This is a genomic window from Chelatococcus sp. GCM10030263 (assembly GCF_042666455.1).
In the GTDB taxonomy this organism is placed as follows: domain Bacteria; phylum Pseudomonadota; class Alphaproteobacteria; order Rhizobiales; family Beijerinckiaceae; genus Chelatococcus.
This window is the reverse complement of record NZ_JBHTDB010000007.1, coordinates 222,992-246,455: the sequence shown is the minus strand read 5'-3', so window position 1 is coordinate 246,455 and position 23,464 is coordinate 222,992. Positions and strand designations below refer to the sequence as shown.

At 66.1% G+C, this 23,464-nt stretch carries 23 protein-coding genes; 15 read left to right on the top strand and 8 right to left on the bottom strand.

Translation table 11 applies throughout. The features are described from left to right. Positions 1-5 precede the first annotated feature (5 nt). From ACFQU1_RS17345 to ACFQU1_RS17335, 3 genes are all read left to right on the top strand, one after another. Positions 6-1,493, top strand: coding sequence for a YncE family protein (locus tag ACFQU1_RS17345; RefSeq protein ID WP_378134884.1), 1,488 nt, complete (start codon positions 6-8; stop codon positions 1,491-1,493). A 62-nt stretch (positions 1,494-1,555) separates the two neighbouring features. Further along, positions 1,556-2,083 carry an RNA polymerase sigma factor gene (locus ACFQU1_RS17340; RefSeq protein WP_378134882.1) on the top strand — a complete coding sequence of 176 codons (528 nt, stop codon included), beginning with the start codon at positions 1,556-1,558 and terminating at the stop codon, positions 2,081-2,083. Further along, on the top strand, positions 2,083-2,862 hold the full coding sequence (locus ACFQU1_RS17335; RefSeq protein ID WP_378134880.1) for an anti-sigma factor family protein: 780 nt from the start codon (positions 2,083-2,085) through the stop codon (positions 2,860-2,862). The genes ACFQU1_RS17340 and ACFQU1_RS17335 overlap by 1 nt, the downstream gene beginning before the upstream one ends. A 16-nt stretch (positions 2,863-2,878) precedes the next feature. Here the strand turns inward: ACFQU1_RS17335 and ACFQU1_RS17330 are convergent, their stop codons facing one another. After that, complete coding sequence (locus ACFQU1_RS17330; RefSeq protein WP_378134878.1) at positions 2,879-4,135, bottom strand: MFS transporter; 1,257 nt, start codon at positions 4,133-4,135, stop codon at positions 2,879-2,881. A 186-nt stretch (positions 4,136-4,321) separates the two neighbouring features. Between ACFQU1_RS17330 and ACFQU1_RS17325 the strand changes: the two genes are divergently transcribed. After that, on the top strand, positions 4,322-4,996 hold the full coding sequence (locus tag ACFQU1_RS17325) for a DUF1345 domain-containing protein (protein ID WP_378134876.1): 675 nt from the start codon (positions 4,322-4,324) through the stop codon (positions 4,994-4,996). A 17-nt stretch (positions 4,997-5,013) separates the two neighbouring features. Here ACFQU1_RS17325 and ACFQU1_RS17320 read toward each other — a convergent pair whose 3' ends face one another. Further along, positions 5,014-5,772, bottom strand: a complete 759-nt coding sequence (locus tag ACFQU1_RS17320) for an IclR family transcriptional regulator (RefSeq protein ID WP_378134874.1) — start codon at positions 5,770-5,772, stop codon at positions 5,014-5,016. Between the two features lie 96 nt (positions 5,773-5,868). On the opposite strand from ACFQU1_RS17320, the gene ACFQU1_RS17315 reads away from it, so the two are divergent. The 4 genes from ACFQU1_RS17315 (at position 5,869) to ACFQU1_RS17300 (ending at position 9,219) form a co-directional block, all read left to right on the top strand. After that, entirely contained in the window at positions 5,869-6,840 is a 972-nt protein-coding gene (locus ACFQU1_RS17315) for a peptidyl-alpha-hydroxyglycine alpha-amidating lyase family protein (protein ID WP_378134872.1), read from the top strand. Between the two features lie 182 nt (positions 6,841-7,022). Then, positions 7,023-7,997 (top strand): tripartite tricarboxylate transporter substrate binding protein, encoded by a 975-nt coding sequence (locus ACFQU1_RS17310; protein ID WP_378134870.1) that lies wholly within the window; start codon positions 7,023-7,025, stop codon positions 7,995-7,997. Between the two features lie 67 nt (positions 7,998-8,064). Further along, positions 8,065-8,862: an SDR family NAD(P)-dependent oxidoreductase gene (locus tag ACFQU1_RS17305; RefSeq protein ID WP_378134868.1), complete on the top strand. Its 798-nt coding sequence runs from the start codon at positions 8,065-8,067 to the stop codon at positions 8,860-8,862. Between the two features lie 57 nt (positions 8,863-8,919). After that, on the top strand, positions 8,920-9,219 hold the full coding sequence (locus ACFQU1_RS17300; protein WP_378134866.1) for an antibiotic biosynthesis monooxygenase family protein: 300 nt from the start codon (positions 8,920-8,922) through the stop codon (positions 9,217-9,219). A 5-nt stretch (positions 9,220-9,224) separates the two neighbouring features. On the opposite strand, the gene ACFQU1_RS17295 is transcribed toward ACFQU1_RS17300, so the two are convergent. After that, positions 9,225-10,172 carry a LysR family transcriptional regulator gene (locus tag ACFQU1_RS17295; RefSeq protein ID WP_378134864.1) on the bottom strand — a complete coding sequence of 316 codons (948 nt, stop codon included), beginning with the start codon at positions 10,170-10,172 and terminating at the stop codon, positions 9,225-9,227. Positions 10,173-10,263: 91 nt separating this feature from the next. Between ACFQU1_RS17295 and ACFQU1_RS17290 the strand changes: the two genes are divergently transcribed. From ACFQU1_RS17290 to ACFQU1_RS17265, 6 genes are read left to right on the top strand one after another with little or no spacing between them, the layout of a single operon-like run. Beyond that, positions 10,264-11,484 (top strand): CaiB/BaiF CoA transferase family protein, encoded by a 1,221-nt coding sequence (locus tag ACFQU1_RS17290; RefSeq protein WP_378134862.1) that lies wholly within the window; start codon positions 10,264-10,266, stop codon positions 11,482-11,484. A 22-nt stretch (positions 11,485-11,506) separates the two neighbouring features. Further along, a complete protein-coding gene (locus tag ACFQU1_RS17285; RefSeq protein ID WP_378134860.1) occupies positions 11,507-12,487 on the top strand; it encodes a TRAP transporter substrate-binding protein in 981 nt (326 codons plus the stop codon). Between the two features lie 31 nt (positions 12,488-12,518). Beyond that, the gene (locus ACFQU1_RS17280; protein WP_378134858.1) at positions 12,519-13,013 is read left to right on the top strand and encodes a TRAP transporter small permease; all 495 of its coding nucleotides are present in this window, start codon (positions 12,519-12,521) and stop codon (positions 13,011-13,013) included. A 7-nt stretch (positions 13,014-13,020) separates the two neighbouring features. Continuing rightward, positions 13,021-14,286, top strand: coding sequence for a TRAP transporter large permease (locus ACFQU1_RS17275; protein ID WP_378134856.1), 1,266 nt, complete (start codon positions 13,021-13,023; stop codon positions 14,284-14,286). Between the two features lie 22 nt (positions 14,287-14,308). Further along, a complete protein-coding gene (locus ACFQU1_RS17270) occupies positions 14,309-15,190 on the top strand; it encodes an HpcH/HpaI aldolase/citrate lyase family protein (RefSeq protein ID WP_378134854.1) in 882 nt (293 codons plus the stop codon). Positions 15,191-15,235: 45 nt separating this feature from the next. Further along, positions 15,236-16,270 carry an amidohydrolase family protein gene (locus ACFQU1_RS17265; protein WP_378134852.1) on the top strand — a complete coding sequence of 345 codons (1,035 nt, stop codon included), beginning with the start codon at positions 15,236-15,238 and terminating at the stop codon, positions 16,268-16,270. A 6-nt stretch (positions 16,271-16,276) separates the two neighbouring features. On the opposite strand, the gene ACFQU1_RS17260 is transcribed toward ACFQU1_RS17265, so the two are convergent. From ACFQU1_RS17260 to ugpB, 5 genes are all read right to left on the bottom strand, one after another. Continuing rightward, entirely contained in the window at positions 16,277-17,554 is a 1,278-nt protein-coding gene (locus ACFQU1_RS17260) for an NAD(P)/FAD-dependent oxidoreductase (protein WP_378134850.1), read from the bottom strand. A gap of 213 nt (positions 17,555-17,767) precedes the next feature. Continuing rightward, entirely contained in the window at positions 17,768-18,850 is a 1,083-nt protein-coding gene (gene ugpC, locus ACFQU1_RS17255) for a sn-glycerol-3-phosphate ABC transporter ATP-binding protein UgpC (RefSeq protein ID WP_378134847.1), read from the bottom strand. Position 18,851: 1 nt separating this feature from the next. Continuing rightward, positions 18,852-19,700, bottom strand: a complete 849-nt coding sequence (gene ugpE / locus ACFQU1_RS17250; protein ID WP_378134845.1) for a sn-glycerol-3-phosphate ABC transporter permease UgpE — start codon at positions 19,698-19,700, stop codon at positions 18,852-18,854. Between the two features lie 9 nt (positions 19,701-19,709). Next, on the bottom strand, positions 19,710-20,594 hold the full coding sequence (ugpA, locus tag ACFQU1_RS17245; protein WP_378134843.1) for a sn-glycerol-3-phosphate ABC transporter permease UgpA: 885 nt from the start codon (positions 20,592-20,594) through the stop codon (positions 19,710-19,712). A gap of 183 nt (positions 20,595-20,777) precedes the next feature. Continuing rightward, positions 20,778-22,082 carry a sn-glycerol-3-phosphate ABC transporter substrate-binding protein UgpB gene (ugpB, locus tag ACFQU1_RS17240; RefSeq protein ID WP_378134984.1) on the bottom strand — a complete coding sequence of 435 codons (1,305 nt, stop codon included), beginning with the start codon at positions 22,080-22,082 and terminating at the stop codon, positions 20,778-20,780. A 386-nt stretch (positions 22,083-22,468) separates the two neighbouring features. Between ugpB and sseA the strand changes: the two genes are divergently transcribed. Beyond that, the gene (sseA, locus tag ACFQU1_RS17235; RefSeq protein ID WP_378134841.1) at positions 22,469-23,320 is read left to right on the top strand and encodes a 3-mercaptopyruvate sulfurtransferase; all 852 of its coding nucleotides are present in this window, start codon (positions 22,469-22,471) and stop codon (positions 23,318-23,320) included. Positions 23,321-23,464: the final 144 nt, after the last annotated feature.

Below are 23,464 nucleotides of genomic sequence, written 5' to 3'. Positions count from 1 at the left end.
CTTCGATGAAGCGCACCCCCTTGCGGCTCGCCCTTATGGCGGGCCTCTCCATGGCGGCACTGGCGCCGGCTTACGCCGGCCAGGCCCCCGGCGCGACCGATGCGCCCGACATCCCGGTCAGCCACCGCGACCGCGTGTACGCGGCCGAGCAATTCTCCAACACCGTCTCGGTCACCGATCCCGCCTCGAACAAGCTTCTCGGCGTCATCCGCCTCGGCGATCCGCAGCCCGGCAATTTCAGCCCGCTCTACAAGGGCCAGGTGCTCGTGCACGGCATGGGCTTCTCGCCCGATCACAAGACGCTCGCCGTCGTCTCGATCGGCTCCAATTCCGTCACCTTCATCGACACCGCCACGAATGCCGTAAAGCACACGACCTATGTCGGCCGGTCCCCGCATGAGGCCTTCTTCACGCCGGACGGCAAGGAGGTGTGGGTGACCGTGCGTGGCGAGGACTATGTCTCCGTGATCGACGGCACGACCTTCGCGGAGAAGACGCGCATCAAGGTCGCCGCGGGGCCCGGCATGCAGATCTTCTCGCCGGACGGGAAATACGGCTATGTCTGCTCGTCCTTCAATCCCGAGACGGCAGTGATTTCGGTCGCCGACCACACGATAGTGGCACGCGTAAAGCAGGCCTCGCCCTTCTGCCCGAATATCGCGGCGACGCCTGACGGCAAGCAGGTGTGGTTCACGCTGAAGGACATCGGCAAGACGCAGGTCTTCAATGCCCGGCCGCCCTTCGATCTCATCAAGACGCTCGATACCGGGCCGATCACCAATCACGTCAATTTCGCGCATAACGCCAGGGGCAGCTTCGCCTATATCACCATCGGCGGCCTCAATGAAGTGAAGGTGTTCCGCACCGACAGCTTCGAACAGGTCGCGACGATTCCCGTCGGCAAGCTGCCGCACGGCCTCTGGCCGTCCGGCGACGGCAGCCGGATATATGTCGGCCTGGAGAACGACGATGCGCTGGCGGCGATCGACACGGCGACCAACACGGTGATCGCCACGATCCCGATCGGCCAGGCGCCGCAGGCCTTGACCTATGTGCCGAATGCCGTGCCGGAAGGCGACGGCACCCAAGGGCTCATGCCGCTCGGTGTCGCGGGCAAGGCGACCCACCTCGTGCTCGCGTCGATCAAGGGCACAGGCGGCAAAGGCACGGCAGACAGGAGCACGGCAGAGAAGACGCCGACCAGCGTCTCCCTGTTCGACCAGGGGCTCATCCAGGTGCTGCAGGCCTCCGTCACCGGGCTCGAGCCGAAGAAGGCGTATGTGCTCGCCCTCGCCGACCGCGCGGACGGCAGCGGCACGCTGGAGCCGCTCTCCGCCTTCATGAGCAATCCGGCAGGCTCCGCCATCGTCAATGCCGCCGGGCCGATTCGCCAAATTGTGCATGCCGCCGCAAAGGACGCGCGTCGTTACCTAGTGATCGCCACCGGCACGGCCGATAAGCCTGGTACGCCGGTGCAGATCCAGGCAGATTGAGCGCTTGCCGCCTGCGCCTCGCGCGGGCGGCACCGCCCGGCGGGCTGCGGAGAACATCTCCCATGCGCGACATGATCCCCCTCATCGAGCCGCTGATCCCGGCGCTGCGCCGCTACGCGCGCTCGCTGCTGCGCGACCGGGCGAGCGCCGACGACCTGGTGCAGGATTGTCTGGAGCGGGCGCTCAGCCGCTGGCACCAGCGCCGGCAGGACGGCGACGCGCGCGCCTGGATCTTCGCCATCCTGCATAATCTCGCCATGAACCGCCTGAAGCAGACGGCGCGGCGCGGACCGCACCTCCCGCTCGACGCGATCGGCGAGGAGGCCTTCGCGCAAGCAGCGGCGCAGGAAGATGCGCTCCTCCACCGCGATCTCCTCGGCGCGCTCGCCGATCTGCCGGAGGAGCAGCGCAGCGTTTTGCTGCTCGTCTCCGTCGAGGATCTCTCTTATGCGGAGGTGGCGCGCGTGCTCGACATCCCCATCGGCACGGTGATGTCGCGACTGTCGCGCGCCCGCGAAAAGCTTTTGATGGCCATGGAGCCCGATGCCGCTGCATTCGCGCGCGGCCCCAATCTGCGGAGGGTCAAATGATGACGAGCGGCCGTCCGATTTCCGAAGACGACCTGAACGCCTATGTGGACCGGGCGCTCGACGCCGCCCGCCAGGCCGAGGTCGAGGCTTATCTCGCGGCGCATCCGGATGTCGCGCGCCGTGTCGCCGGGTTCGCCCGCCAGCGCGATCAGCTGCGCGAAGCCTTTGCGCCGATCGCCCAGGAGCCGGTTCCGCCGGAGCTCAGCCTCACGCGCATGATCGAGGCGCGGCGCCGGCCGGCCCGCGACCACTGGCGCGTTGCGGCGGCCGCCGTGCTGCTGCTCGCGGCCGGGGCCGGCGGCGGCTGGCTGGCGCGTGGATCCGTCACGCCGCCGGCGAGCGGCCTTGCCGCCCTCGCCCGGGAGGCTTCCGACAGCTACAAGGTGTTCAGCGTCGATCAGGCCCGCCCCGTCGAGATCCGCGCCGCCGACCAGGCCGACCTCGTGAACTGGATCTCGACCAGGCTCCAGCATCCGGTTGCCGTGCCCGACCTCGCCGCCTCCGGCTTCCGCTTCATGGGCGGTCGCCTCGTCGCCACCGCGCACGGCCCCGCCGGCCTCCTTATGTACGACAACGACAAGGGCATGCGCCTCGTCATGCTCGTGCGGCCCATGGCGACCGACAAGAATGCGCCGATGGCGCCGCACGACGACGGAAGCGTGGCGGGCTTCGCCTGGGCCGAGAACGGCATCGGCTACAGCCTCGTCGGCCCCGCCGCCCCGGATGTGCTGCATCCGCTCGCCGACGAGGTGCGCCGGCAGATGGGCCGCGCCGCCTGAGCGGCGCGATCCCGGTCTAGACAGTCGCCTTGGCTTCGCTCCGGCGCGCGGTTTTGGCGGCGCCGAAACGCACGCCCTTCGCCTCCACGCCGAAGCCGGCGAGGAGCGCGACAGCGACTGCGATGATCCCGGCGGTGAGCGCCAGCGCATAGCTGTAGTCGCCGCCGTAGCTCTGGGCGAGCGCGGCCTGGATGGTGGCATTGCCCGAAGCGAGCAGGTTGCCGAGCTGATAGGCAAAGCCCGGAAAGGTGCCGCGGATCTCGTCCGGCGAGAGCTCGTTGAGATGCACGGGCACGACGCCCCAGGCGCCCTGCACGGCAAATTGCATCAGGAAGGCGCCGGCGGCGAGCAGCGCCGGCCCGGTGGAATAGGCCCAGAGCGGAATGACGGGCAGCGCGAGCAGTGCGGCGATGACGATGGCGCGCCTCCGGCCGATCCGCTCGGACAACATCCCGAAGGTGATGCCGCCCAGCATGGCCCCGATATTGTAGACGATGGCGATCGTGCCGACGGTCGCGGTCGAGAACTGGCGCTGCACTTCGAGGAAGGTGGGATAGAGATCCTGCGTGCCGTGGCTGAAGAAGTTGAAGGCCGTCATCAAGAGCACGGCATAGAGGAGCAGCTTCCAGTGGTGGCGAAGCGTCGCCAAGAGCGCGCTGTTGCCGGTGCGGTGGCGGCGCTCCTCGAAGACCGGCGATTCCGGCACGCTGCGGCGGATATAGAGCACGAGCAGCGCCGGCAGCGCGCCCACCATGAACATGCCGCGCCAGCCGATGAGCGGAAACAGCAGCCAGAAGGCAAGCGACGCAAGAAGATACCCCATCGGATATCCGGCCTGCAGGAGCCCGGACACGAGCCCGCGCGACCGCTCGGGAATGCTCTCCATGGCGAGCGAGGCGCCGACGCCCCATTCCCCGCCCATGGCGATGCCGTAGAGGGCGCGCAGCACGATGAGCACCGTGAGCGAGGGCGCAAAGCCCGAGGCGAATTCGAGAATGGAATAGAGCAGCACGTCCACCATCAGCGTCGGCCGGCGACCGAAGCGGTCCGCGCAATAGCCGAAGATGAGCGCGCCGACGGGACGCATGGCGAGCGTCAGCGTGATGGCGATGGTGACCTTGGTGATGTCGGTCGAGAACTCCTGCGCGACATAGTGCAGGACGAAAACGAGAATGAAGAAGTCGAAGGCGTCGAGGGTCCAGCCCAGGAAACTCGCAACGACTGCATTGCGCTGTTGCGGGCTGAGAGCCCGAAGGTCGGAAAGCGCGGACATGCTGCCTCCAGGATGATGCGACCGGGCTACGATAGAACCGTTGCCTCGCATCGGACATGATCCCTGATGACGCGGGCGTGACTACCACCGGACAACCGCCGCCGCCGCACGGCATTGGGCCCCTTCCGCCTCCCGAAACGGTATGATGAGCCTCATCATGTCGGCGATTCGCCGTCGGAGTGCCGGATGTCGGGCTTTCTCAGGGCGTTCAGGGCGCGGCCGCGAACGGTCGCCCTCTTTGTCATCGTCGCGGTGCTGGCGCTGACGCTACCGGGCGATTGGTCGCTATCCACGCGTCTGCTCACGGCCTGGGCGGTGGGCGCGCTGGTTTATCTCATCCTGGTCGCCTGGATGGCCTATCGCTCCGATGTCCTGGACATGCGCCGCCGGGCTGCCGTCGAAGACGAGAGCGCCATCGCCATTCTCGTGCTGACCACCGTCGCGGCCATGGCGAGCCTCGCCGCGATCGGCTTCGAATTCGCCAATCTGAGCGGGGTCCCGGCGACCGCACGTGGGCTCCATCTCGCCCTCGCCGGCGTCACGCTGCTTTGTTCATGGCTGTTGATGCATGTCACCTTCGCGCTGCATTACGCCCATGAATATTACGACGACGATGGTGAGCGCGGCTTGAATTTTCCCGAAGCGCATGGCGATGGCGATACGATCTTCGAGCCGGACTACTGGGATTTTCTCTATTTTTCCGTCAACCTCGGCGCCGCCGCGCAGACCTCGGACGTGATGATCGTCTCACGGCAGATACGCCGCATCGTTCTCGGCCACACCATCCTGTCGTTTCTGTTCAACACCACAGTGCTGGCGCTGGGCGTCAATATGGCGGCGAGCATCGTCGCGGGTCCGTGACAGTCCCGGTGCATCCGTCAAACCTGCGCCTGAGCACCCACCTGCTGGGAGATCACCGCCGCGGCATCCTTGAGCGCCCCGACAAGCTCGGGAAGCCCCTCTTCGGTGAAGCGGAAGGAGGGCACCTGGAAGGCGACACAGCCCACCACCTGGCCGCCCGCGGCGAAGAAGGGCACGGCAATGCCGACCGAGTTCAGGGTGCGGTGGGCATGAGTCACCGCATAGCCATCGGCGGCAATCGTCGCGAGCTGGGCGCGCAACTCGGCGGGATCGAGCGCTTCGCCGCGGACATTGCGCGCGTCGTTGCTTTCGATTGCCCGTTCGATCTCGTCCTGGCGCAGGAAGGCGAGCAGCGCCCGTCCCGATGCGCCCCAGACGAGCGGCGCCGTCCGGTTCAGCTCGATGATGTAGCGCATGGGGTCCGCAGGCGCCGCGGACAAGGCGATATACATCTGGAGCTGGCGACGCTCCAGAATGGTCAGCAGGGACGTTTCGTTGAACCGCGCCGATAACGCCTGCAGCAGCGGCTCCGCGATGCGCAGGAAAGGCACCTTGGGCCCGAGCCGGCCAGCGATGCGGTAGAGCTCCATGCCGGCGGAGAAGCCCCGCTCCGACTGAGCCGCGAATTCCGCCTCCGCGAGCTTGCGCAACAGGCGATGCGTCGTGCTCACAGGCCAGCCCAGGAGCGCTGCCGCCTGCTTCGCCGTGAGTTCGGGATGGTCCGAGATCAAGCTGATCAGCGTCAGGACGCGATTGATGGCACCGGGCTCGACCATTCCTGACCCAACGCATTGACAGCTTCCACGGGATGATCCTTAAATCTCACTGAATGAGATGACAAGGCGCCATCAGGCGCTCATGGGGAGGACGTCATGGCTGTGGTGCTGGGCGGCGGCCAGTTCCGCTACGAGGCGCAGGACAACTGGGCCAAGCTGCCCGACGGCTGGGCGCTCGGCGAGGTTGCCGCTGTCGCGGTGGACGACCGGGACCGCGTCTATGTCTTCAACCGCGGCCCCCATCCCATGGTGGTCTTCGACCGCGACGGCGGTTTCCTGGCGTCCTGGGGCGAAGATCTCTTCAAATGGCCGCATGGCCTGCATATCGGCCCGGACCAGTCGATCTATTGCACCGACGAGGGCAACCACGTCGTGTGCAAATGCAGCCTGGACGGCAAGCTCCTCCTGCGCATCGGCACGCCCGGCGAACCGGCGCCGCGCATGAGCGGCAAGCCGTTCAACCGCTGCACGCATACCGCGCTCTCGCCGCAAGGCGACATCTATGTCACCGACGGCTACGGCAATGCCGCCGTGCATAAATATTCCCCCGACGGCAAATGGCTGATGTCCTGGGGAGCGCCCGGCGCCGACAAGGGCCAGTTCAACCTGCCCCATAATATCGCCTGCGACGCCGACGGTTACGTCTATGTGGCGGACCGCGAGAACCATCGCATCCAGATCTTCGACGGCAACGGCCGCTACGAGGGCCAGTGGAACAATCTTCATCGTCCGAGCGCGATGTTCATGACCGCCGGCCCCTGCCCGCTCTGCTTAGTGGGCGAGCTCGCGCCTTACCTGCCGGTCAACCGAGAGACACCGAATCTCGGCCCGCGCATCACCATTCTTCAGAACGGCGAGATGGTCGGGCGCCTGAACAGCACGGGCGGACCGGGGACCGGCACGGGCCAGTTCACCTCGCCGCACGGCATCGCCATGGATTCGCACGGCGATCTCTATATCGGCGAGGTCACCCTTTCGTCATGGCCTTCGCTTTTCCCTGGAACACCGAAGCCCACACACTTGAATTCGCTCAGGAAGCTGCGACGCTTGCCCGCCGAGGCGGCGTGATCGGCCGCGGGCCGGCGCAGGAAGGCCTCGACGGATGGGCCCCGCAACTCACCGCCGTCATTAGCCAGATGACGCGCCAAAACAAAAAGATCAGAACAGCTTGCATGGGATTTCGGAATCTCGGTCTGAGCCGGCGCAACGCCACGACAACGATAACGAAGGACCACAGAGGGAGGATGAAAATGATGATGAGATTGGCACTGGCTTCTGCTGCGGCGCTACTTGCGATCGGCGGCACGGCGATGGCGCAGGACTACCCGGCGAAGGGCCGCGTGATCACCACCATCGTGCCCTCCACGGCCGGCGGCGGCACCGACACAGCCGCGCGCCTGGCGGCTCCCCTCCTGGAAAAGGAGCTCGGCGTGCCCGTCGAGATCGTCAACAAGCCGGGCGCGTCCATGCAGATCGGCCTCACTGAAGTCACCCGCGCCAAGCCCGACGGCTATACGCTCGTCTGGTCCGTCCTGCCGACGGCCGCCAGCATCTATCTCGACCCGGATCGGCAGGCGAGCTTCAAGCGCGACAGCCTCGCCCCGATCGCCATGTATTACGGCGCGCCCTTCGGCATCGTCGTTCTTGGCAACAGCCCCTACAAGACGCTGAAGGACGTGGTCGACGCGGCCAAGGCCGATCCGGGCAAGCTGAAGAGCGGCACCACCGGCTTCATGTCGACCGGCCATTTCGCCAATATCGCCTTCCAGCAGGGCACCGGCACGAAAATGGCGACCGTCAATTTCCAGGGCGGCGGCCCGCAGCTCACGGCGCTGCTCGGCGGCCATATCGATGTCGGCTTCAATTCGATCGGCGAGCTTCTGCCCAGTCACAAGAGCGGGGCGGTCCGCATCATCGCGGTGATGGACGATACGCGCAGCGACCTTATTCCCGACATTCCGACCGTCGCCGAGGCCGGCTTCAAGGTGGAATCGATCGGTTCAGATATCGGGCTCTCGGCGCCCGCCGGAACGCCACAGCCGGTCATCGATCGCCTGGCCGAAGCCATGCGGACGGTCACGCAGGACCCCGGCCTCAAAGCGCGCATGCTCGATCTGGGAAACACGATCAAATATCTCGATCCCGCGCAATATGCGAAGTTCTGGGATGCGGTCGACGAACGCTTCAAGCCGCTGATCGACGAGGCCAAGAAGCAAGGGAAATAACGCCGGCCATCGCCGCAAACGGCATGCCCCGGCGCGGCCAGGGCCGGAGACGATCGAGGAGAATGAGATGGATCTCGGATTAGCCGGAAAGGTCGCGATCGTCACCGGGGGCAGCGAAGGCATCGGCCGCGCTGCCGCCCATCGCCTGGCGCAGGAAGGCGCGCGCGTCATCATCGTCGGCAGGCGCCAGTCCGTGCTGGAGAGCGCCGCGCGCGAGATCGCCGAGGCAACAGGCGGCACGGTGCTGCCCGTTCCCGCGGACGTTACCGCGAAGGACACGCCGGCACGCGTGACCGGCGCCGCGCTCGAGCGCTTCGGGCGCATCGACATCCTGGTCAACAATGCCGGGACGTCCATGGCCAAGCCCTTCGAGGCCGTGGAGCGGCGCGATTGGGATGCCGATTTCGACGTGAAGCTCTGGGCGGCGATCGAGCTGATCCGCGCCGTCATTCCGGAGATGCGCCGTCTCGGCGGCGGGCGCATCATCAATGTGACGAGCATCGACGGCCGCACGCCGCGCGCCTCGACCATGCCGACCAGCGTGGCGCGCGCCGCCGGCATCGCCATGACCAAGGGCCTCTCCAAGGACTTGGCGGCCGACAATATCCTGGTCAACACGGTCTGCATCGGCTTCATCAAGAGCGGCCAGCACCAGCGCCGCTTCGAGCGGCTCGATCCTCAGGCGGCAGCCCGCGAAGCGGATCGACTCTATGCCGAGGACGCAAAGCGGCGCGGTATTCCCCTTGGCCGCGTGGGCGAGAGCGCCGAGGCCGGCGATGTCATCGCCTTCCTCGCCTCCGAACGCGCGAGCTTCATCACGGGCGTCGCGATCAATATCGACGGTGGCGCTTCCGCGATCGTCTAGCTATCGTCCGGCGCGAGTCGGCTGGCGAAGCGCCCGGCACGAGGCATCGGAGTCCCCATGGTCCACGAAATCGCAGTGATCGAGATCAAGCCCGGCATGGAGCAGGCTTTCGAGGAAGGCGCGGCGAAGGCTGTGCCGCTGTTCCAAAAGGCCAAGGGCTGCCGCAGCATGGCGGTGCATCGCTCGGTCGAGAATCCGAGCCGCTACCACCTCGTGGTCGGCTGGGACACGGTCGAGGATCACATGGTCGGCTTCCGTGAATCGGCCGATTTCCAGACCTGGCGGGACCTCGTCGCCCATTGCTTCGCCCGCCCACCGGAGGTGGAACACACCCAAATCGCCGTTCAGGGTTTCTGACGACTTCAGCCGGTCTCCGCATTGCCCCAGAGATCACGGCGCTTGAGATCAGCCGCGATCGACAGGCAGAGCCGGGCGATCTCCTCCGCGGCCCGGTTGCGCCCGCGCAAGAGCGGCCGGGCGAGCGACACCGAGCGCCGGATGGTGGGAGAGTGAATCGGCACGGCGGTGACCATCCCCGCCTTGAGTTCATTCCAGATCGCGCTGCGCACCAGCAGCGAGAATGTCCGGCCGGTTGCGGCCAGATTCTTGACGATATGCAGTGAATCCGCCTCCGCAGCCACCGTCAGCTTCACGCCCTCGCGCAGCGCCATGTCGTTGATGAGCCGCCGCAGCGAATGCGGCAGGCCCGGCATGACAAGAGGAAACCGGCTGAGATCGCGGAAGGCGACGCCCGCCTCGAGCCCCGCCAGACGCTCCGGCGCGCCGACGAGCCAAAGATCTTCGTCGAGCATCGTCTCGACATGGAGCGTCGGGCTTTCCTGCGCGTCATAGAGAACGGCGAGATCGAGACGTCCCGTCTGCACCCATTCGCGCAGGAAGCCGCTGAGCGACTCGATCAAGTGGATCTGCACCTGTGGATAGCGCTCGATCGCCGCGAGCAGGAGCGGCGTGGCGAGCACGGCACTCGCCGAGGTTGGAAGGCCGACGACCACCCGCCCCGTAACCACCCGCCCCCGGGTGCCGATGACATCCGGCAGCGTGTCGAGCTGGCGCAGGATATCGAGGGCGGAGCTGTAGAGCTGCTCGCCGCCCTCGGTCATCGTGACACCGCGCGGCGTGCGGATCAGCAGCGACGTGCCGAGCTCCTCCTCAATGGCGTGGACATGCCGGCTGAGGGCGGGCTGGGCAATGCGCAAATGGCCGGCCGCCTTGGAAATGCTGCCCGCCTCGGCGATCGCCACGAAATAGCGGAGAGCCCGGATATCCATCGGGCCATAACAAGCCGGCATGCCTGCCAAGTCAATTCGGTATTTCGGCATTGCTGCCGGCCCGTGCCATGGTCCTGCCACCCGGGGGAAGAGAGAGCCGCGAGACAGAAGAGTGGCAGACCGTAAAAAGCTTGAGTTTCAGCCGGACGCCCAGGGGCCGCTCGACGGCATCCGCGTCCTCGATCTGTCGCGGCTGGTGGCGGGCAACGCCATTTCGCATGTGCTCGCCGACTTCGGCGCAGATGTGATCAAAATCGAGGACCCGCGGCGCGGCGATGACCTGCGCCATTGGCGGGTCGACGGCATTTCCACTTACTGGAAGGTCTATGCACGCGGCAAGAAGAGCCTCGGCCTCGACTATCGCGCAGCCGAAGGGCGCGAAATCCTGCTGAAGCTGGTCGAGACGGCCGATATCCTCGTCGAAAATTTCGTTCCCGGCCGCCTGGAGAAGCTCGATCTCGCGCCGGAGGTGCTGCACGGCGTCAATCCGAAGCTCGTGATCGTCCGCGTCTCCGGATGGGGCCAGACGGGCCCCTACCGCTCCAAGCCAGGCTTCGGCACGCTGGTCGAGGCCATGAGCGGCTATGCCTCGATGAACGGCTTTCCCGACCGGCCGCCGGCGCTGCCGCCGCTCGCCCTCGCCGATATGGTCAGCGGCCTCTACGGGGTGGCAGCGAGCCTCATCGCCCTGCGTCAGGTCGAGGTGGCCGGCGGCGCGGGCCAGGTGGTGGACCTTTCGCTCTTTGAACCGATTCTCTCGATCCTCGGGCCGGAAGCGGCGAATTACCAGATCACGGGCCAGGTCACGCCGCGGCTCGGCAGCCGCTCCGGGACGTCCTCGCCGCGCAATGTCTATACCTGCAGCGACGGCAAATTCGTGGCCCTGTCGGCCTCGATGCAGTCCATGGCCGAACGGCTCTTCCGCGTCATGGAACGCGAAGACCTGATCACCGATCCGCGTTTCGCCACCAATTCCGACCGGATTAAGCACGCCGAGGAAATCGACGCCATCGTCGCGGAATTTATGGCCAGGCGGACGCAAGCCGAGAATCTCGTCCTGTTCGACAGCGTCGGCGTCACTGTCGGTCCGGTCTGCGATGTCGCCGACCTGATGGAGCATCCCTTCATCTGCGAGCGCGAGGTGCTGGTCGACGTTCCCGACAGGGACACCGGCACGCTACCGATGCACAATGTCACGCCCCGCCTGTCACGCACGCCGGGCGTGATCCGCAACCCGGCGCCGGAACTGGGCGAGCATACGAGCGAAATTCTCGGATCGATCGGGTTTGGCCAAGACGAACAGAAACGGCTCCGTGAGACGGGGATCATCTAAAAAAGCACCAAGGGAGGACATAATGAGAAAGCAGATATCAAGGTCACTCGCCGTCGCCGGCGCAGTGCTCGGCATCGTCGTGGGCAGCTGCGCGGCGATGGCCGCGCCGATTACCATCCGGGTCGGCTGGGCATCGCCGGCCGTCGGGCCGCATGCATCGGGTGCGAACGGCTTCAAGGCCGAGCTCGAAAAGCTCGCGCCCGGCCGGTTCAAGGTCGAGCTCTTCCCGGGCGGCTCGCTGGGCGGCGAGCGCGAGATGGCCGAGAGCGTTCAGCTCGGAAGCCTGGAAATGGCGATCACAGGCACCGCCGTGATCGGCAATTTCGTGCCTGAGCTGATGGTCACCGACATCCCCTTCCTGTTCCGCGACTACGCCCATGCACGCAAGGTCATGGACGGCCCGGTCGGCGAGACGCTCCTCGCCAAGATGAAGGACAAGGGCCTCGTCGGCCTCGCCTTTGGCGAGGTAGGCTTTCGCCACCTCACGGACGCCAAGCGGCCGATCGCCACCGTATCGGACCTGCAGGGCCTGAAGATCCGCACGATGGAGAATTCCATCCATCTCGCGGCTTTCCGCGCGCTCGGCGCGCAGCCGACGCCCATGTCCTGGACGGAGGTAATCACCGCGCTGCAGCAGGGCACGATCGACGGCCAGGAGAACCCGCTGTCGATCATCGTCGCCTCCAAGCTGTGGGAGGTGCAGAAATATATCACCATCAGCAACCACGCTTTCACGCCGGTCGCCTTCTATGTCTCCCCTGCCCTCTACGATTCCCTGTCTCCGGAGGACCAGGCCATCCTGAAGAAGGCCGCCGAGGCGGGACGTGCCGCCAACCGCGCCTATGTGGACGAGAGCGAAAAGACCGGCCTCGCGACGCTCAAGGAGCACGGCATGCAGGTCACCACCCTCGACCGAGCCGAATTCCAGAAGAAGCTTGAGCCGCTCTATCAGCAATACCGGGAACGGTTCGGCCCGCTGATCGACGAGATCCAGAAGCAGTAGTGCGTCGCGGTCCGTCTAGCTGGGGCAAGCCATGAGATCGACCGTCGCGCGCATCGACGATGCCTTCTGTCGGGGCGTCGAGGCGATCGCCGTTGCGCTTCTTATCGCCTACGCCGCGCTCTGCTTCTACCAGATCGTCGTGCGTTTCGTGATCAACGTGCCGTCGACCTGGACGGAATCGCTGATCCGGGCGCTGATGATCTGGAGCGTTTATCTGGGAGCCGTCGCGCTGTTCCGGCGAGGGCTCCTCGTTTCGGTCGATTTTCTCCACAGCATCTCATCCGGCGCGTTCCGGCGAGGGCTCGAGGTGCTGCATTTCCTGGCCGCGCTGGTTGTGCTCGGCGCGGCCTGCATTTTCGGCTTTCAGCTCGCCTGGCGCGTGCGCTTCCAGGTTCTTGCTGGCGTCGAGGTGTCCATCGCCTTCGCCTATCTGGCGGTGCCGGTGGGGGCGCTTCTGTGCATCGTCGCCCTGGTTGCCCGTTACCTCGATCCCCGCCCGCCGTCCGACCCCATGCCAAGCGACTGAGACGCTCATGCTAGCCACCATGATGTCAACGATGCTGTCGGGCTTTGCCCTGAGCATCCCCGTCGCCGTCACGCTGGGTCTCGCGGGTCTCCTCGGTCTCGCCCTCTTCACCTCGCTGCCCTGGATGATCTTTGCCCAGCAGCTCTTCGTGGCGCTGGACAAATTTCCGCTGGTGGCCGTGCCACTATTCATTCTGGCCGGCAATATCATGGAGGCCGGCGGCATTTCCCGCCGCTTTGTCGAGGTGGCGAAGGCCCTCGTCGGCGGCACGCGCGGCGGGCTTGCGGCAGCCTGCGTCATCACCTGCATGATTTTCGCGGCCGTGTCGGGCTCGGGCGTCGCGACCACCTTCGCGGTCGGCGCGACCATGATTCCGGCGCTCATTCGCAACGGCTATCCCGCCCCCTTCGCCGCCGCCCTCCAGGCCTCGGCTGCGGAACTCGGCGTGATCATCCCGCCCTCGATCCCGATGATCCTGTATGCGGTTTCTGCGGAGGTCTCGGTCGGCGACCTTTTCATCGCAGGTTTCGGGCCGGGCGTCCTGATCGCCGGTGCGCTCATCGTCACCGTGCTGATCTGGGCGCGGCTGCGCCGCGGCGCCATGGAAGACGAAGTCGAGCGCCTGCCGCTGGTTGCGGCGCTGCGCTACGCCGGGCCTTCTCTCCTCATGCCGGTGATCATCCTCGGCGGCATCTATGGCGGCGTCTTCACCCCAACGGAAGCGGCCGCCGTCGCCGTGGTCTATGCCCTCCTCATCGGCATGGTCGTGCACCGTGAGCTCCGGCTGAGGGATCTCTATGAGGTTGCGCGCAAGTCGGTGCGCAGCACCTCGTCGATCATGCTGATCATCTCGACGGCGGGCGTCTTCAGCTATCTCATCAATCGCGCCGGCATTCCGGCGATGATCGGCGAATGGCTCGTCGAAAGCATGAGCAGCCCGGCGATGTTCCTGCTCGGCATCAATGTCGCGCTGTTCCTGATCGGCATGTTCCTGGAGACCTCGGCCTCGATCATCATCCTGACGCCGATCCTCGCGCCGGTCGCTGCCCATTTCGGCATCGATCCCGTGCAGTTCGGCATCATCATGGTGGTCAATCTGGCGCTCGGCATGATCACACCGCCCTTCGGCGTCAATCTCTTTGCCGCCTGCCAGGTGGCGGGCCTCACCGTGCATCGCATCGTTCCGCCGCTGCTGATGTTCGTGGTGGTGGTCTTCCTGTGCCTGATGCTGATCACCTACATCCCGGCGATCAGCCTGTTTCTCATCCGATGAACGCGACACTCGTGAGGACGATATGACGGTCACGACCGCAAGCGGCGGGCATATGCCGCGTTCCATGCTCTTTGCGCCGGCCTCCAGCGAGCGCAAGCTCGACAAGGCCTTCGCCAGCGCCGCGGATGCGGTGATCGTGGATCTCGAGGACGCCGTGGCGATAACCGAGAAGCCGCAGGCGCGGGCGATTATCGCCGCGCGCTTGGCGCAACCGCTGCCGCGCCCGGTCTATGTCCGCGTGAACGGCCTTGCCACGCCCTACTGCTGGGAAGATCTCCAGGCGGTGGCGAGCCCTCATCTCGACGGCATCGTGCTGCCCAAAGCCGAACAGGCATCCGACATCCTGACGGCGGATTGGCTGCTGCAGCAACTCGAACGCCAGCGCGGCATCGCCCCCGGACAGATCGGCGTCATACCGATCATCGAGACGGCCAAGGGCATCGCCGGCGTCGCCGCGGTCGCGGCCGCCTCGCCACGCGTCCGCCAAATCGCCTTCGGCGTCGTCGATCTCGCTGCCGACATGGGCCTCGACCTCGCCGACGAGGACGGCGCGATTCAGGCGGCGCGCTTCGCCATCGCGGTCGCCTCGCGCGCCGCGGGCCTGCCCGGGCCGCTCGACACCGCCTTCGTCGACATTGGGGATCTGGAGCGTCTGCGCCTCTCGGCATCGCGGGCACGCGCCATGGGCTATACCGGCAAGTCCTGCATCCACCCCGCGCAGATCGAGGTGGTCAATACGGTCTTCTCGCCGACGCCGGCGGAGCGCGAACGGGCGCAGCGCATCATCGACGCCTTCGCCGATGCCGAGGCGAACGGACGGGCTGCAGTCGCCGTCGACGGCGTGATGATTGACTATCCGGTCGTCGCCTGGGCAAGACGCATCCTGACCCAACCGGCCGCCTGACGAGCCCAACTGAAGGCCCGCGCCGGCGCACAAGGAGGAACCCCGATGAGCATGGACACCTCGCGTCATCTCATGCCCCGCCCCGATTGGCTCGCGACCACCGTCGAGGAGGCGATCGAGCCGGAACTCGCGATCATCGATCCGCATCACCACCTCTGGGCGCGCCCGGATCTGCACTATCTCGCGCCCGAGCTCCTGGCGGATATCGCGACCGGTCACCGGATCGTCGCGACCGTCTATCTCGAATGCCACTCCATGTATCGCGAGGGTGGCGACCCGCTGCGACGGCCGCTCGGCGAGATCGAATTCGCCGCCCGCGTCGCCGAAGAGGCGGCGGCAAAGCCCGGGACGCCGGCACTTTGCGCCGGCATCGTCGGCAATATCGACATTCAGGCCGGCGACCGGGTAAAGGGCCTGCTCGAAGCGGCCATCGAAGCCGGCAAAGGCTATTTCCGCGGCATTCGCGGAGCGAGCGTCCACCACCCCGACCCGGCCGCCCGCGGCTCCATGCTCGACTTTCCCCCCGGCCTGCTCGCGGCGCCGCCTTTCCGCGCCGGCTTTGCCCATCTGGCGCCGCTCGGGCTCACCTTCGACACCTGGATGTATCACACCCAGCTCGACGACCTGGTGGCGCTCGCCGATGCCTTTCCCGACACGACGATCGTCCTCAATCACGTCGGCGGCACCATCGGCATCGGCCCCTATGCCGGGCGCCGCGATGACGTCTTCGCCGAATGGAAGCAAGCGATCAGCCGCGTCGCCGAGCGGCCGAACGTCATCGTCAAGCTCGGCGGTCTCGGCATGCGCCTTTTCGGCTTCGACTTTCAGAATCGCGACCGCGCGCCCACCTCGCAGGAACTCGCGGACGCTTGGCGTCCCTATATCGAAACCTGCATCACGGCCTTTGGGCCGGATCGTGCCATGTTCGAAAGCAACTTCCCGGTCGACAAGGGCACCTGCAGCTATGCGGTGCTGTGGAATGCCTTCAAGCGCATCACGAGCGGCGCCTCGGCCGACGAGAAGCGGGCGCTCTTTTGCGGCACGGCGGCACGCGTCTATGCGATCGCGGTGAAAGCCTGAGGCGGGTCACACCCGCCGGAACCGCCGGAGCATGGCGGGATCGCCCTGCGTGATGAGGCGCGCGCTCCGTTGGCCGAAGCTATAGGTCCAGAGCCAGTTCATGGCGACTGCCAGCCGGTTGCGCACGCCGATGAGGAAGTAGATGTGGGCGATGCCCCATATCCACCAGGCAATCACGCCTCGCAGCTTGATCCAGCCGAAGTCGATCACCGCCGCGCGCTTGCCGATGGTCGCGAGGCTGCCCGCGTGGCGATAACGGAACGGCGGCGGCGCCGGCTTCTCCGCGAGGCGGCGCCTGATCACCTCCGCCACATAGTCGCCCTGCTGCTTGGCGGCCGGCGCTATGCCGGGTACCGGCTGGCCTTTCTCGTCCTTGACGGAGGCCGTATCGCCGATGACGAAGATCTCGGGCCGACCGGGTACGGTGAGGTCGGGCTCGACGATCACGCGTCCGGCTCGATCGCGCGGTGCCCCCAGCCAGTCGGCGGCCGGTGAGGCGGCGACACCCGCCGCCCAGGTGATGGTGCCCGCATCGAGGCGTTCAGCGCCGAAGGTCACGCCGTCCTGATCGCAGGCCGTGACCGCCTGCCCGAGCTTGACCTCGACCCCGAGCCGCTCCAACGCCTTCTTGGCATAGTCGGAGAGATCGTCCGGGAAAGCCGCCAGAAGCCGCGGCCCAGCCTCGATCAGCACGACCCGCGTCTCGCGCGTATCGATGCTGCGGAAGTCACTGCGCAGGGTCTCGCGGGCGAGCTCGGCGATCGTGCCGGCGAGTTCGACCCCCGTCGGCCCGCCACCGATGATCACGAAGGTGAGCAGCGCCGCCCGCCGCGCCGGATCGCTCTCTCGCTCGGCTTCCTCGAAGGCGAGCAGAATATGCCGACGGATGGTGGTGGCATCTTCGAGCGTCTTCAGGCCCGGTGCGAAGGGCTCCCACTCGTCATGGCCGAAATAGGCGTGCCGCGAGCCGGTGGCGAGGATCAGCGTGTCGTAGGAGATGGCCTCCCCGTCTGCGAGCTTCACCGCCCGGCGCTCGGCATCGACACCGGCGACCTCGCCGAGCAAGGTCGTGACCTCGCGTCGCCGGCGCAGGAGATGGCGGATCGGCCAGGCGATCTCGGCTGTGCCGAGCGCCGCCGTCGCGACCTGATAGAGCAGCGGCTGGAAGAGATGGTGGTTGCGCCGGTCGATGACCGTGATGCGGACGGGCGCGCCTGCGAGGCGATGCACCGCCTCGAGCCCCCCGAATCCCGCCCCCACGACCACGACGTGATGCCCATCCATGCCCTCAATCTAACGCTGCGGGCGGGGGCATCAAGCGCAGCCGTAGACGAAAACGTCACGCTGCGACGGTTGCCTATGGGCAACCTCGACCGCAGCATCCTCGGGCCACCTCCCCCNGACCGGGAGGGGGTGACAGGCCGGGCACAGCCACTATCACCCCACCCCGGCTCGCTTCGCTCGCCGACCCTCCCCCTCGAGGGGAGGGTTAGAGGCTCAGGCGATCTTTGTTCGCGCCGCTCCCGTCGGCTGGCTGTCGGCGATCCGCCTGCCCTCGCCGTCGAAGACATGCAGCTTGTGTCTCGGCGCCGCGACGCGAATGCTGCCACGCTCGGGCACATTCGCCCGTCCGGGCAGGCGTATGATGACGCGTGCCGCGCCCAGGCGCCCATAGAGGTAGCTTTCGGCGCCCACCGGCTCCAGGGCCTCCACCGCGACCTCGAACGTTACGTGGCCCTCGCGGCCCTCACGCTCAACGGCGGTCAGATCCTCCGGGCGGATGCCGACCGTGGTGCACCCGGCAGGCAAGACGCCCAGCGTTGCTCCGCCGGCGGCGAAATCGGCGGGCGCGATGAGGTTCATGGGCGGCGCGCCGATGAAGCTCGCGACGAAGGTCGTTTCCGGCTGCTCGTAGACGTCGAGCGGCGCCCCCACCTGCTCCACCCGCCCGGCATTCATGACCACGAGCACATCGGCGAGCGTCATGGCTTCGAGCTGGTCGTGGGTGACATAGACGCTGGTCACGCCGAGATCACGCTGCAGCCGCTTGATCTCGACGCGCATCTGCCCGCGCAGCTTGGCGTCGAGATTGGAAAGCGGCTCGTCGAACAAGAAGACCTTGGGGTCGCGCACGATGGCGCGGCCCATGGCGACGCGCTGGCGCTGGCCGCCGGAGAGCTGTCGCGGGCGCCGGTCGAGGAGCTGGGCGAGTTCGAGCGTCTCGGCGGCGGCGCGCACCTTGCGGTCGATCTCGGCTTTCGGCGTTCCGCGGTTGCGCAGCCCATAGGCCATATTGTCGTAGACGCTCATATGCGGATAGAGCGCGTAATTCTGGAAGACCATGGCGATGTCGCGCTCGGCTGGCTCCAGGCCGTTCACCACGCGACCGTCGATCTCGATGGCGCCCTCGCTGATCGTCTCGAGGCCGGCGATCATGCGCAGCAGCGTGGACTTGCCGCAGCCGGAGGGGCCGACGAGCACGCACAAGGCGCGGTCGGGAACGATGAGGTCGATGCCTTTCACCGCCTCGAGGCCGCCCGGATAGATCTTGCGAACTTTGTTCAGCGTGACTGTCGCCATCTCACTTTTCCGTCTCGACCAGGCCCTTGACGAACCAGCGCTGCATCAGAACGACCACCAGGACCGGCGGCAGAATTGCGAAGACCGTCGTCACCATCACGAGATGCCACTGCGTGTCGGCGTCGGCGTAGGAGATCATCTTCCGGAGCGCGACGATGATCGTGTTCATGTCGTTGCGGTTGGTGACGAGCAACGGCCACAGATATTGCGTCCAGCCGTAGATGAAGAGGATGACGAAGAGCGCGGCGATATTCGTCTTCGACAGCGGCAGAACGAAATCCTTGAAGAAGCGCCAGGGGCCTGCACCATCGACGCGCGCTGCTTCCAGGAGCTCGCCCGGAATGGTCAGGAAGAACTGGCGGAAGAGCAGCGTCGCGGTGGCCGACGCCATCAGCGGCAGCGTGAGCCCGGTATAGGTGTCGATCAGGCCGAGATCGACCATCACCTTATAGGTCGGCAGGATGCGTACCTCGACCGGCAGCATCAGGGTGATGAAGATGAGCCAGAAGAAGGTCATCCTGAAGGGAAAGCGGAAGAAGACCACCGCATAGGCCGACAGGATCGAGATGACAATCTTGCCCACCGCGATCGCCACCGCGACGATTGTCGTATTGAGCAGCAGCGTCCAGACGGTGACGCCGCCGATGCGCCCGACGCCGCCGAACAACGCCTCCCAATAATTTGCGAGAAAATAATCGCCCGGCACGAGCGGCAGCGGCGGGCGCAGGATCTGCGGGAGCGACAGCGTCGAGGCGACGAAGGTGTAGTAGATCGGGAAAACGACGATCAGGATGCCGACGATGAGGATCGCATGGCTCATGAAGGCCGAGGCGGGGCGTGTCCTGTTCATGCTGCCACCTCAGCCATAATGCACCCGGCGTTCAACGTAGCGGAACTGGACGGCCGTCAATGCGATGACGATGACCATCAGGATCACCGACTGCGCCGCGGAATCGCCGAGGATGAGATTGACGAAGCCGTCGTTGTAGACCTTGTAGACCAGCGTTTCCGTCGCCTTGCCCGGCCCGCCACCCGTCACCGCATGGACGATGCCGAAGGTGTCGAAAAAGGCATAGACGGTGTTGACGACGAGCAGGAAAAAGCTCGTCGGGGCAAGCAGCGGGAAGACGATGGTCCAGAAGCGCTTCACCTCGCGTGCGCCGTCGACCGCGGCGGCTTCCAGAAGGCTTTTCGGGATCGCCTGCAGGCCGGCCACGAAGAACAGAAAGTTATAGCTGATCTGCTTCCAGGCGGCCGCCAGGATGATCAGCAGCATGGCCTGATCGCCGTTCAGCAGTGGATCCCAGGCATAGCCGGCGCGCCGCAGCATATAGGCAAAGCTGCCGATCGTCGGATTGAACAGGAAGAGCCAGAGCATGCCGGCGATCGCGGGCGCGACCGCATAGGGCCAGATGAGGAGCGTGCGATAGAAGCCGCGCCCCTTCACCACCCGGTCGGCCATGATGGCGAGCAGAAGCGCCACCGCCATCGGCAGGAGCGCCGTCGCCAGCGAGAAGACGATCGTGGTCCGCACGGAGCCGAGATAGTTCGGATCGGTGAGGACATGCTCGAAATTGGCGAGGCCGACGAAGGTCGTCGAGAGCCCGAAGGCGTCCTCGCGCAAGGTCGACTGGTAAAGCGCCTGCGAGGCCGGCCAGTAGAAGAACACGAGGGTGATCGAGACCTGCGGCAGAAGCAGCAGATAAGGGAGTATCTTGTTGGGGAAGGTGACGCGAGGGGTCACGAGGCCTCTTCAGATCTGATCACGGTCTTGCGGGGCGGGCCATCGTGTGGCGCTGCCCTCCCCCCTTGTGGGGGAGGGTTAGGGTGGGGGTACCCCCCTCTCCACCTCTCCCCCTCAAGGGGGGAGAGAGCAGGTGGCGTCTCGCTTATAGGTTATCGCCTGCCACCAAGGGTATTGACCGACTTACTGGCCGATCGCCTGCTTGATGGCGGCATTGCCGCGCTTCACGGCATTGTCGAGCGCCTGTTGGGCCGTCTGCTGGCCTGCCAGCATCCTCTCGAGTTCCTCGTTCTGGATGTCGCGCACCTGCGGCAGGTTGACGAGCCGCACGCCCTTGGAATTCTCGGTCGGCGCCTTGCCCAACATCTGGAGGATCGGGATCTCACGGCCCGGGTTCTTGTCGTAGAAGCCCGACTTCTTCGTCTCCTCATAGGCGGCGAGGGTCACCGGCAGATAGCCGGACACCTGATGGAGGCGCGCCTGGATGTCGGTGCGCGACAGGAATTTGAAGAAGGCGGCAACGCCCTTGTATTCCTCGGGCGTGTGGCCGGCGAAGACCCAGAGGCTCGCGCCGCCGGGGATCGTGTTCTGCGGCGCGCCCTGCGCGCTCGTGTCATAGGGCAGCTGCCCCGTGCCGAAATTCATGCCCGACTTGACCACGTCGCCGAGGCCGCCAGAGGACTCGGTGAGAATCGCGCATTCGCCGCTGAGAAAAAGGTTCTTGGCCTCGGCCGTGCGGCCGCCGTAGCGAAACACGCCGTCCTTGGCGAGATCGGCGATCTCCTGGAAGTGCTTCACATAGATCGGCGCATTGATCTTGAGCTCGACATCGAGCCCGGCGAGGCCGTTCTCCTTCGTGCCGTAGGACACGTTGTTCCAGGCGGCGAAGTTCTCGAGCTGGATCCAGGTGAGCCAGGTGGAGGTGAAGCCGCAGGGGGCCGCCCCGCTCGATTTGATCTTGCGCGCCGCCTCGAACACCTCGTTCCAGGTCTTCGGCGGATTGTTGACGTCGAGCCCGGCCTTCTGGAAGGCGTCCTTGTTGTAATAGAGGATCGGCGAGGAGGAGTTGTAGGGGAAGGACAGCATCGTGCCGTCGGGCTTCGAATAATAGGCGACGATGCCCGGCAGATACTGGCTCTTGTCGAATTTCTCGCCCGCCTCGTTCAGCACGTCCGCGACCGGCTTGATCGCGCCTTGCGCACCCATCATGACGCCGGTGCCGGCGTCGAAGACCTGGATGATTGCCGGCGGCTGCTTGGCCCGGAAGGCCGCGATGCCGGCATTGAGCGTCTCCGGATAGGTGCCCTTGAAGACCGGCGTCACCTTGTAGTCGCTCTGGCTGGCGTTGAACTCTTTGGCGAGGGTCTCGACGACCTCGTTGTTGGCCCCGGTCATCGCATGCCACCAGGAAATATCGGTGACGGCGAGAGCCGGGCCGGAGGCAGCGAGCGTAAGCGCCGCCGCGAGGCCCGGAATCAGTCCGCGCATACCCATGGATCATCTCCCTTGATCGGCCGTGGGGCACTCGCTTTGGAGTGCCTCTCGGCCATGCCACTGTTTCGTGGTTCTGGACTTGACCGACTTCAGTTGCAGTTTTGCGACAATGCGATCCCTTGTCAGCGCAAGGCTATGCGGGTTCGCTCGCTTTCCACAATGCTCCTTCGTCAGAGAAGATCCCAAGGACATCCGACATTTAGGCCGCATCTGATATTTAGGCGGGTGATCGCAGCGCTCGCTGAGCGCCGGGGCGCTATGTGCCCCTGCCGCCGGCATGCTATGCAGCCTCGAGTCGCCGCTCGCAGGCGACGGCGCGCGGGCACCGTCGGTCTGCAGGCGCCCCGGTCTGCAGGCGCCCCTGGTCTGAAGGAGCGATCATGAGCAATTTCCCGGCCCTCGTCAGCACGGAGTGGTTGGCGCAAAACCTCGGGGCTGCCGATCTCGTGGTCGTCGACGGGTCCTGGTACCTGCCGACGGAAGGCCGCGACGCAGAGGTGGAGTATCTCGCCCAGCATATCCCCGACGCCGTGCGCTTCGACGTGGATGCGATCAGCGACCGCGCGTCGCCGCTGCCGCATATGCTGCCGTCGCCGGAGGACTTCGCTGCCGCCATGGGCGCGCTCGGCATCTCCGACGAGGCCCGCATCATCGTCTATGACGGGGCGGGCCTTTTTTCGGCAGCGCGCGTGCGCTGGACGCTCAAGGTTTTCGGGGCGAAGCGCGTCGCGGTGCTCGACGGCGGGCTTCCGCAATGGCTCGCCGAGGGGCGGCCGGTGGAATCAGGCCCGGTCGCGCGTCCGACGGCAAGCTTCCACGTGACCTTCGACCATGCTGCCGTGGCCGACGCCGAACGGGTCAGCAAGAGCTTGGCGAGCGGGCGGCTGCAGGTGGTGGACGCGCGGGCGGCAGCGCGCTTTCGCGGTGAGGCGCCGGAGCCGCGTCCGGGCGTGCGCGCCGGGCATATGCCGGGCGCCCGCAACCTGCCCTTTACGGATCTCATCGAGAACGGCCGGCTGAAGGATCCTGAAGCCATCGCGCAGGCTTTCGCCGCAGCCGGCATCGATCCCGACAAGCCGGTCGTCACGAGCTGCGGCTCCGGGGTCACCGCCGCCGTGCTGTCGCTCGCGCTCGAACAGATCGGCAAGCCGGCTGAAGCGCTCTATGACGGATCCTGGGCCGAGTGGGGCAGCCGTACCGACCTGCTGATCGCCACCGGCAAGGCCGATTGAATCAAAATCTGAGCGAACTGCCGTAAGGCTTTGATGAGCGGTCGAGGCATAGCGCGCACGAATCGCCGAAAGCTGCTCCCCGTCAAGACCTTAGGCGGCGTTCTTGAATCGCGGTGGCATGCCCCGTCCAGGTGTATGTCGGTC

Bases quoted from the DNA above. Each gene is read 5' to 3' on its own strand.
- ACFQU1_RS17310 (WP_378134870.1), top strand. From the start codon at position 7,023: ATGATGATGAGATTGGCACTGGCTTCTGCTGCGGCGCTACTTGCGATC.
- ACFQU1_RS17345 (WP_378134884.1), top strand. From the start codon at position 6: ATGAAGCGCACCCCCTTGCGGCTCGCCCTTATGGCGGGCCTCTCCATG.
- ACFQU1_RS17295 (WP_378134864.1), bottom strand. From the start codon at position 10,172: ATGCCGGCTTGTTATGGCCCGATGGATATCCGGGCTCTCCGCTATTTC.
- ACFQU1_RS17270 (WP_378134854.1), top strand. From the start codon at position 14,309: ATGACGGTCACGACCGCAAGCGGCGGGCATATGCCGCGTTCCATGCTC.
- ugpC (WP_378134847.1), bottom strand. From the start codon at position 18,850: ATGGCGACAGTCACGCTGAACAAAGTTCGCAAGATCTATCCGGGCGGC.
- ACFQU1_RS17305 (WP_378134868.1), top strand. From the start codon at position 8,065: ATGGATCTCGGATTAGCCGGAAAGGTCGCGATCGTCACCGGGGGCAGC.
- ACFQU1_RS17330 (WP_378134878.1), bottom strand. From the start codon at position 4,135: ATGTCCGCGCTTTCCGACCTTCGGGCTCTCAGCCCGCAACAGCGCAAT.
- ACFQU1_RS17320 (WP_378134874.1), bottom strand. From the start codon at position 5,772: ATGGTCGAGCCCGGTGCCATCAATCGCGTCCTGACGCTGATCAGCTTG.
- ACFQU1_RS17340 (WP_378134882.1), top strand. From the start codon at position 1,556: ATGCGCGACATGATCCCCCTCATCGAGCCGCTGATCCCGGCGCTGCGC.
- ACFQU1_RS17315 (WP_378134872.1), top strand. From the start codon at position 5,869: ATGGCTGTGGTGCTGGGCGGCGGCCAGTTCCGCTACGAGGCGCAGGAC.
- ugpB (WP_378134984.1), bottom strand. From the start codon at position 22,082: ATGCGCGGACTGATTCCGGGCCTCGCGGCGGCGCTTACGCTCGCTGCC.
- ACFQU1_RS17335 (WP_378134880.1), top strand. From the start codon at position 2,083: ATGACGAGCGGCCGTCCGATTTCCGAAGACGACCTGAACGCCTATGTG.
- ACFQU1_RS17300 (WP_378134866.1), top strand. From the start codon at position 8,920: ATGGTCCACGAAATCGCAGTGATCGAGATCAAGCCCGGCATGGAGCAG.
- ACFQU1_RS17325 (WP_378134876.1), top strand. From the start codon at position 4,322: ATGTCGGGCTTTCTCAGGGCGTTCAGGGCGCGGCCGCGAACGGTCGCC.
- ACFQU1_RS17260 (WP_378134850.1), bottom strand. From the start codon at position 17,554: ATGGATGGGCATCACGTCGTGGTCGTGGGGGCGGGATTCGGGGGGCTC.
- ACFQU1_RS17275 (WP_378134856.1), top strand. From the start codon at position 13,021: ATGCTAGCCACCATGATGTCAACGATGCTGTCGGGCTTTGCCCTGAGC.
- sseA (WP_378134841.1), top strand. From the start codon at position 22,469: ATGAGCAATTTCCCGGCCCTCGTCAGCACGGAGTGGTTGGCGCAAAAC.
- ACFQU1_RS17265 (WP_378134852.1), top strand. From the start codon at position 15,236: ATGAGCATGGACACCTCGCGTCATCTCATGCCCCGCCCCGATTGGCTC.
- ugpE (WP_378134845.1), bottom strand. From the start codon at position 19,700: ATGAACAGGACACGCCCCGCCTCGGCCTTCATGAGCCATGCGATCCTC.
- ACFQU1_RS17280 (WP_378134858.1), top strand. From the start codon at position 12,519: ATGAGATCGACCGTCGCGCGCATCGACGATGCCTTCTGTCGGGGCGTC.
- ACFQU1_RS17285 (WP_378134860.1), top strand. From the start codon at position 11,507: ATGAGAAAGCAGATATCAAGGTCACTCGCCGTCGCCGGCGCAGTGCTC.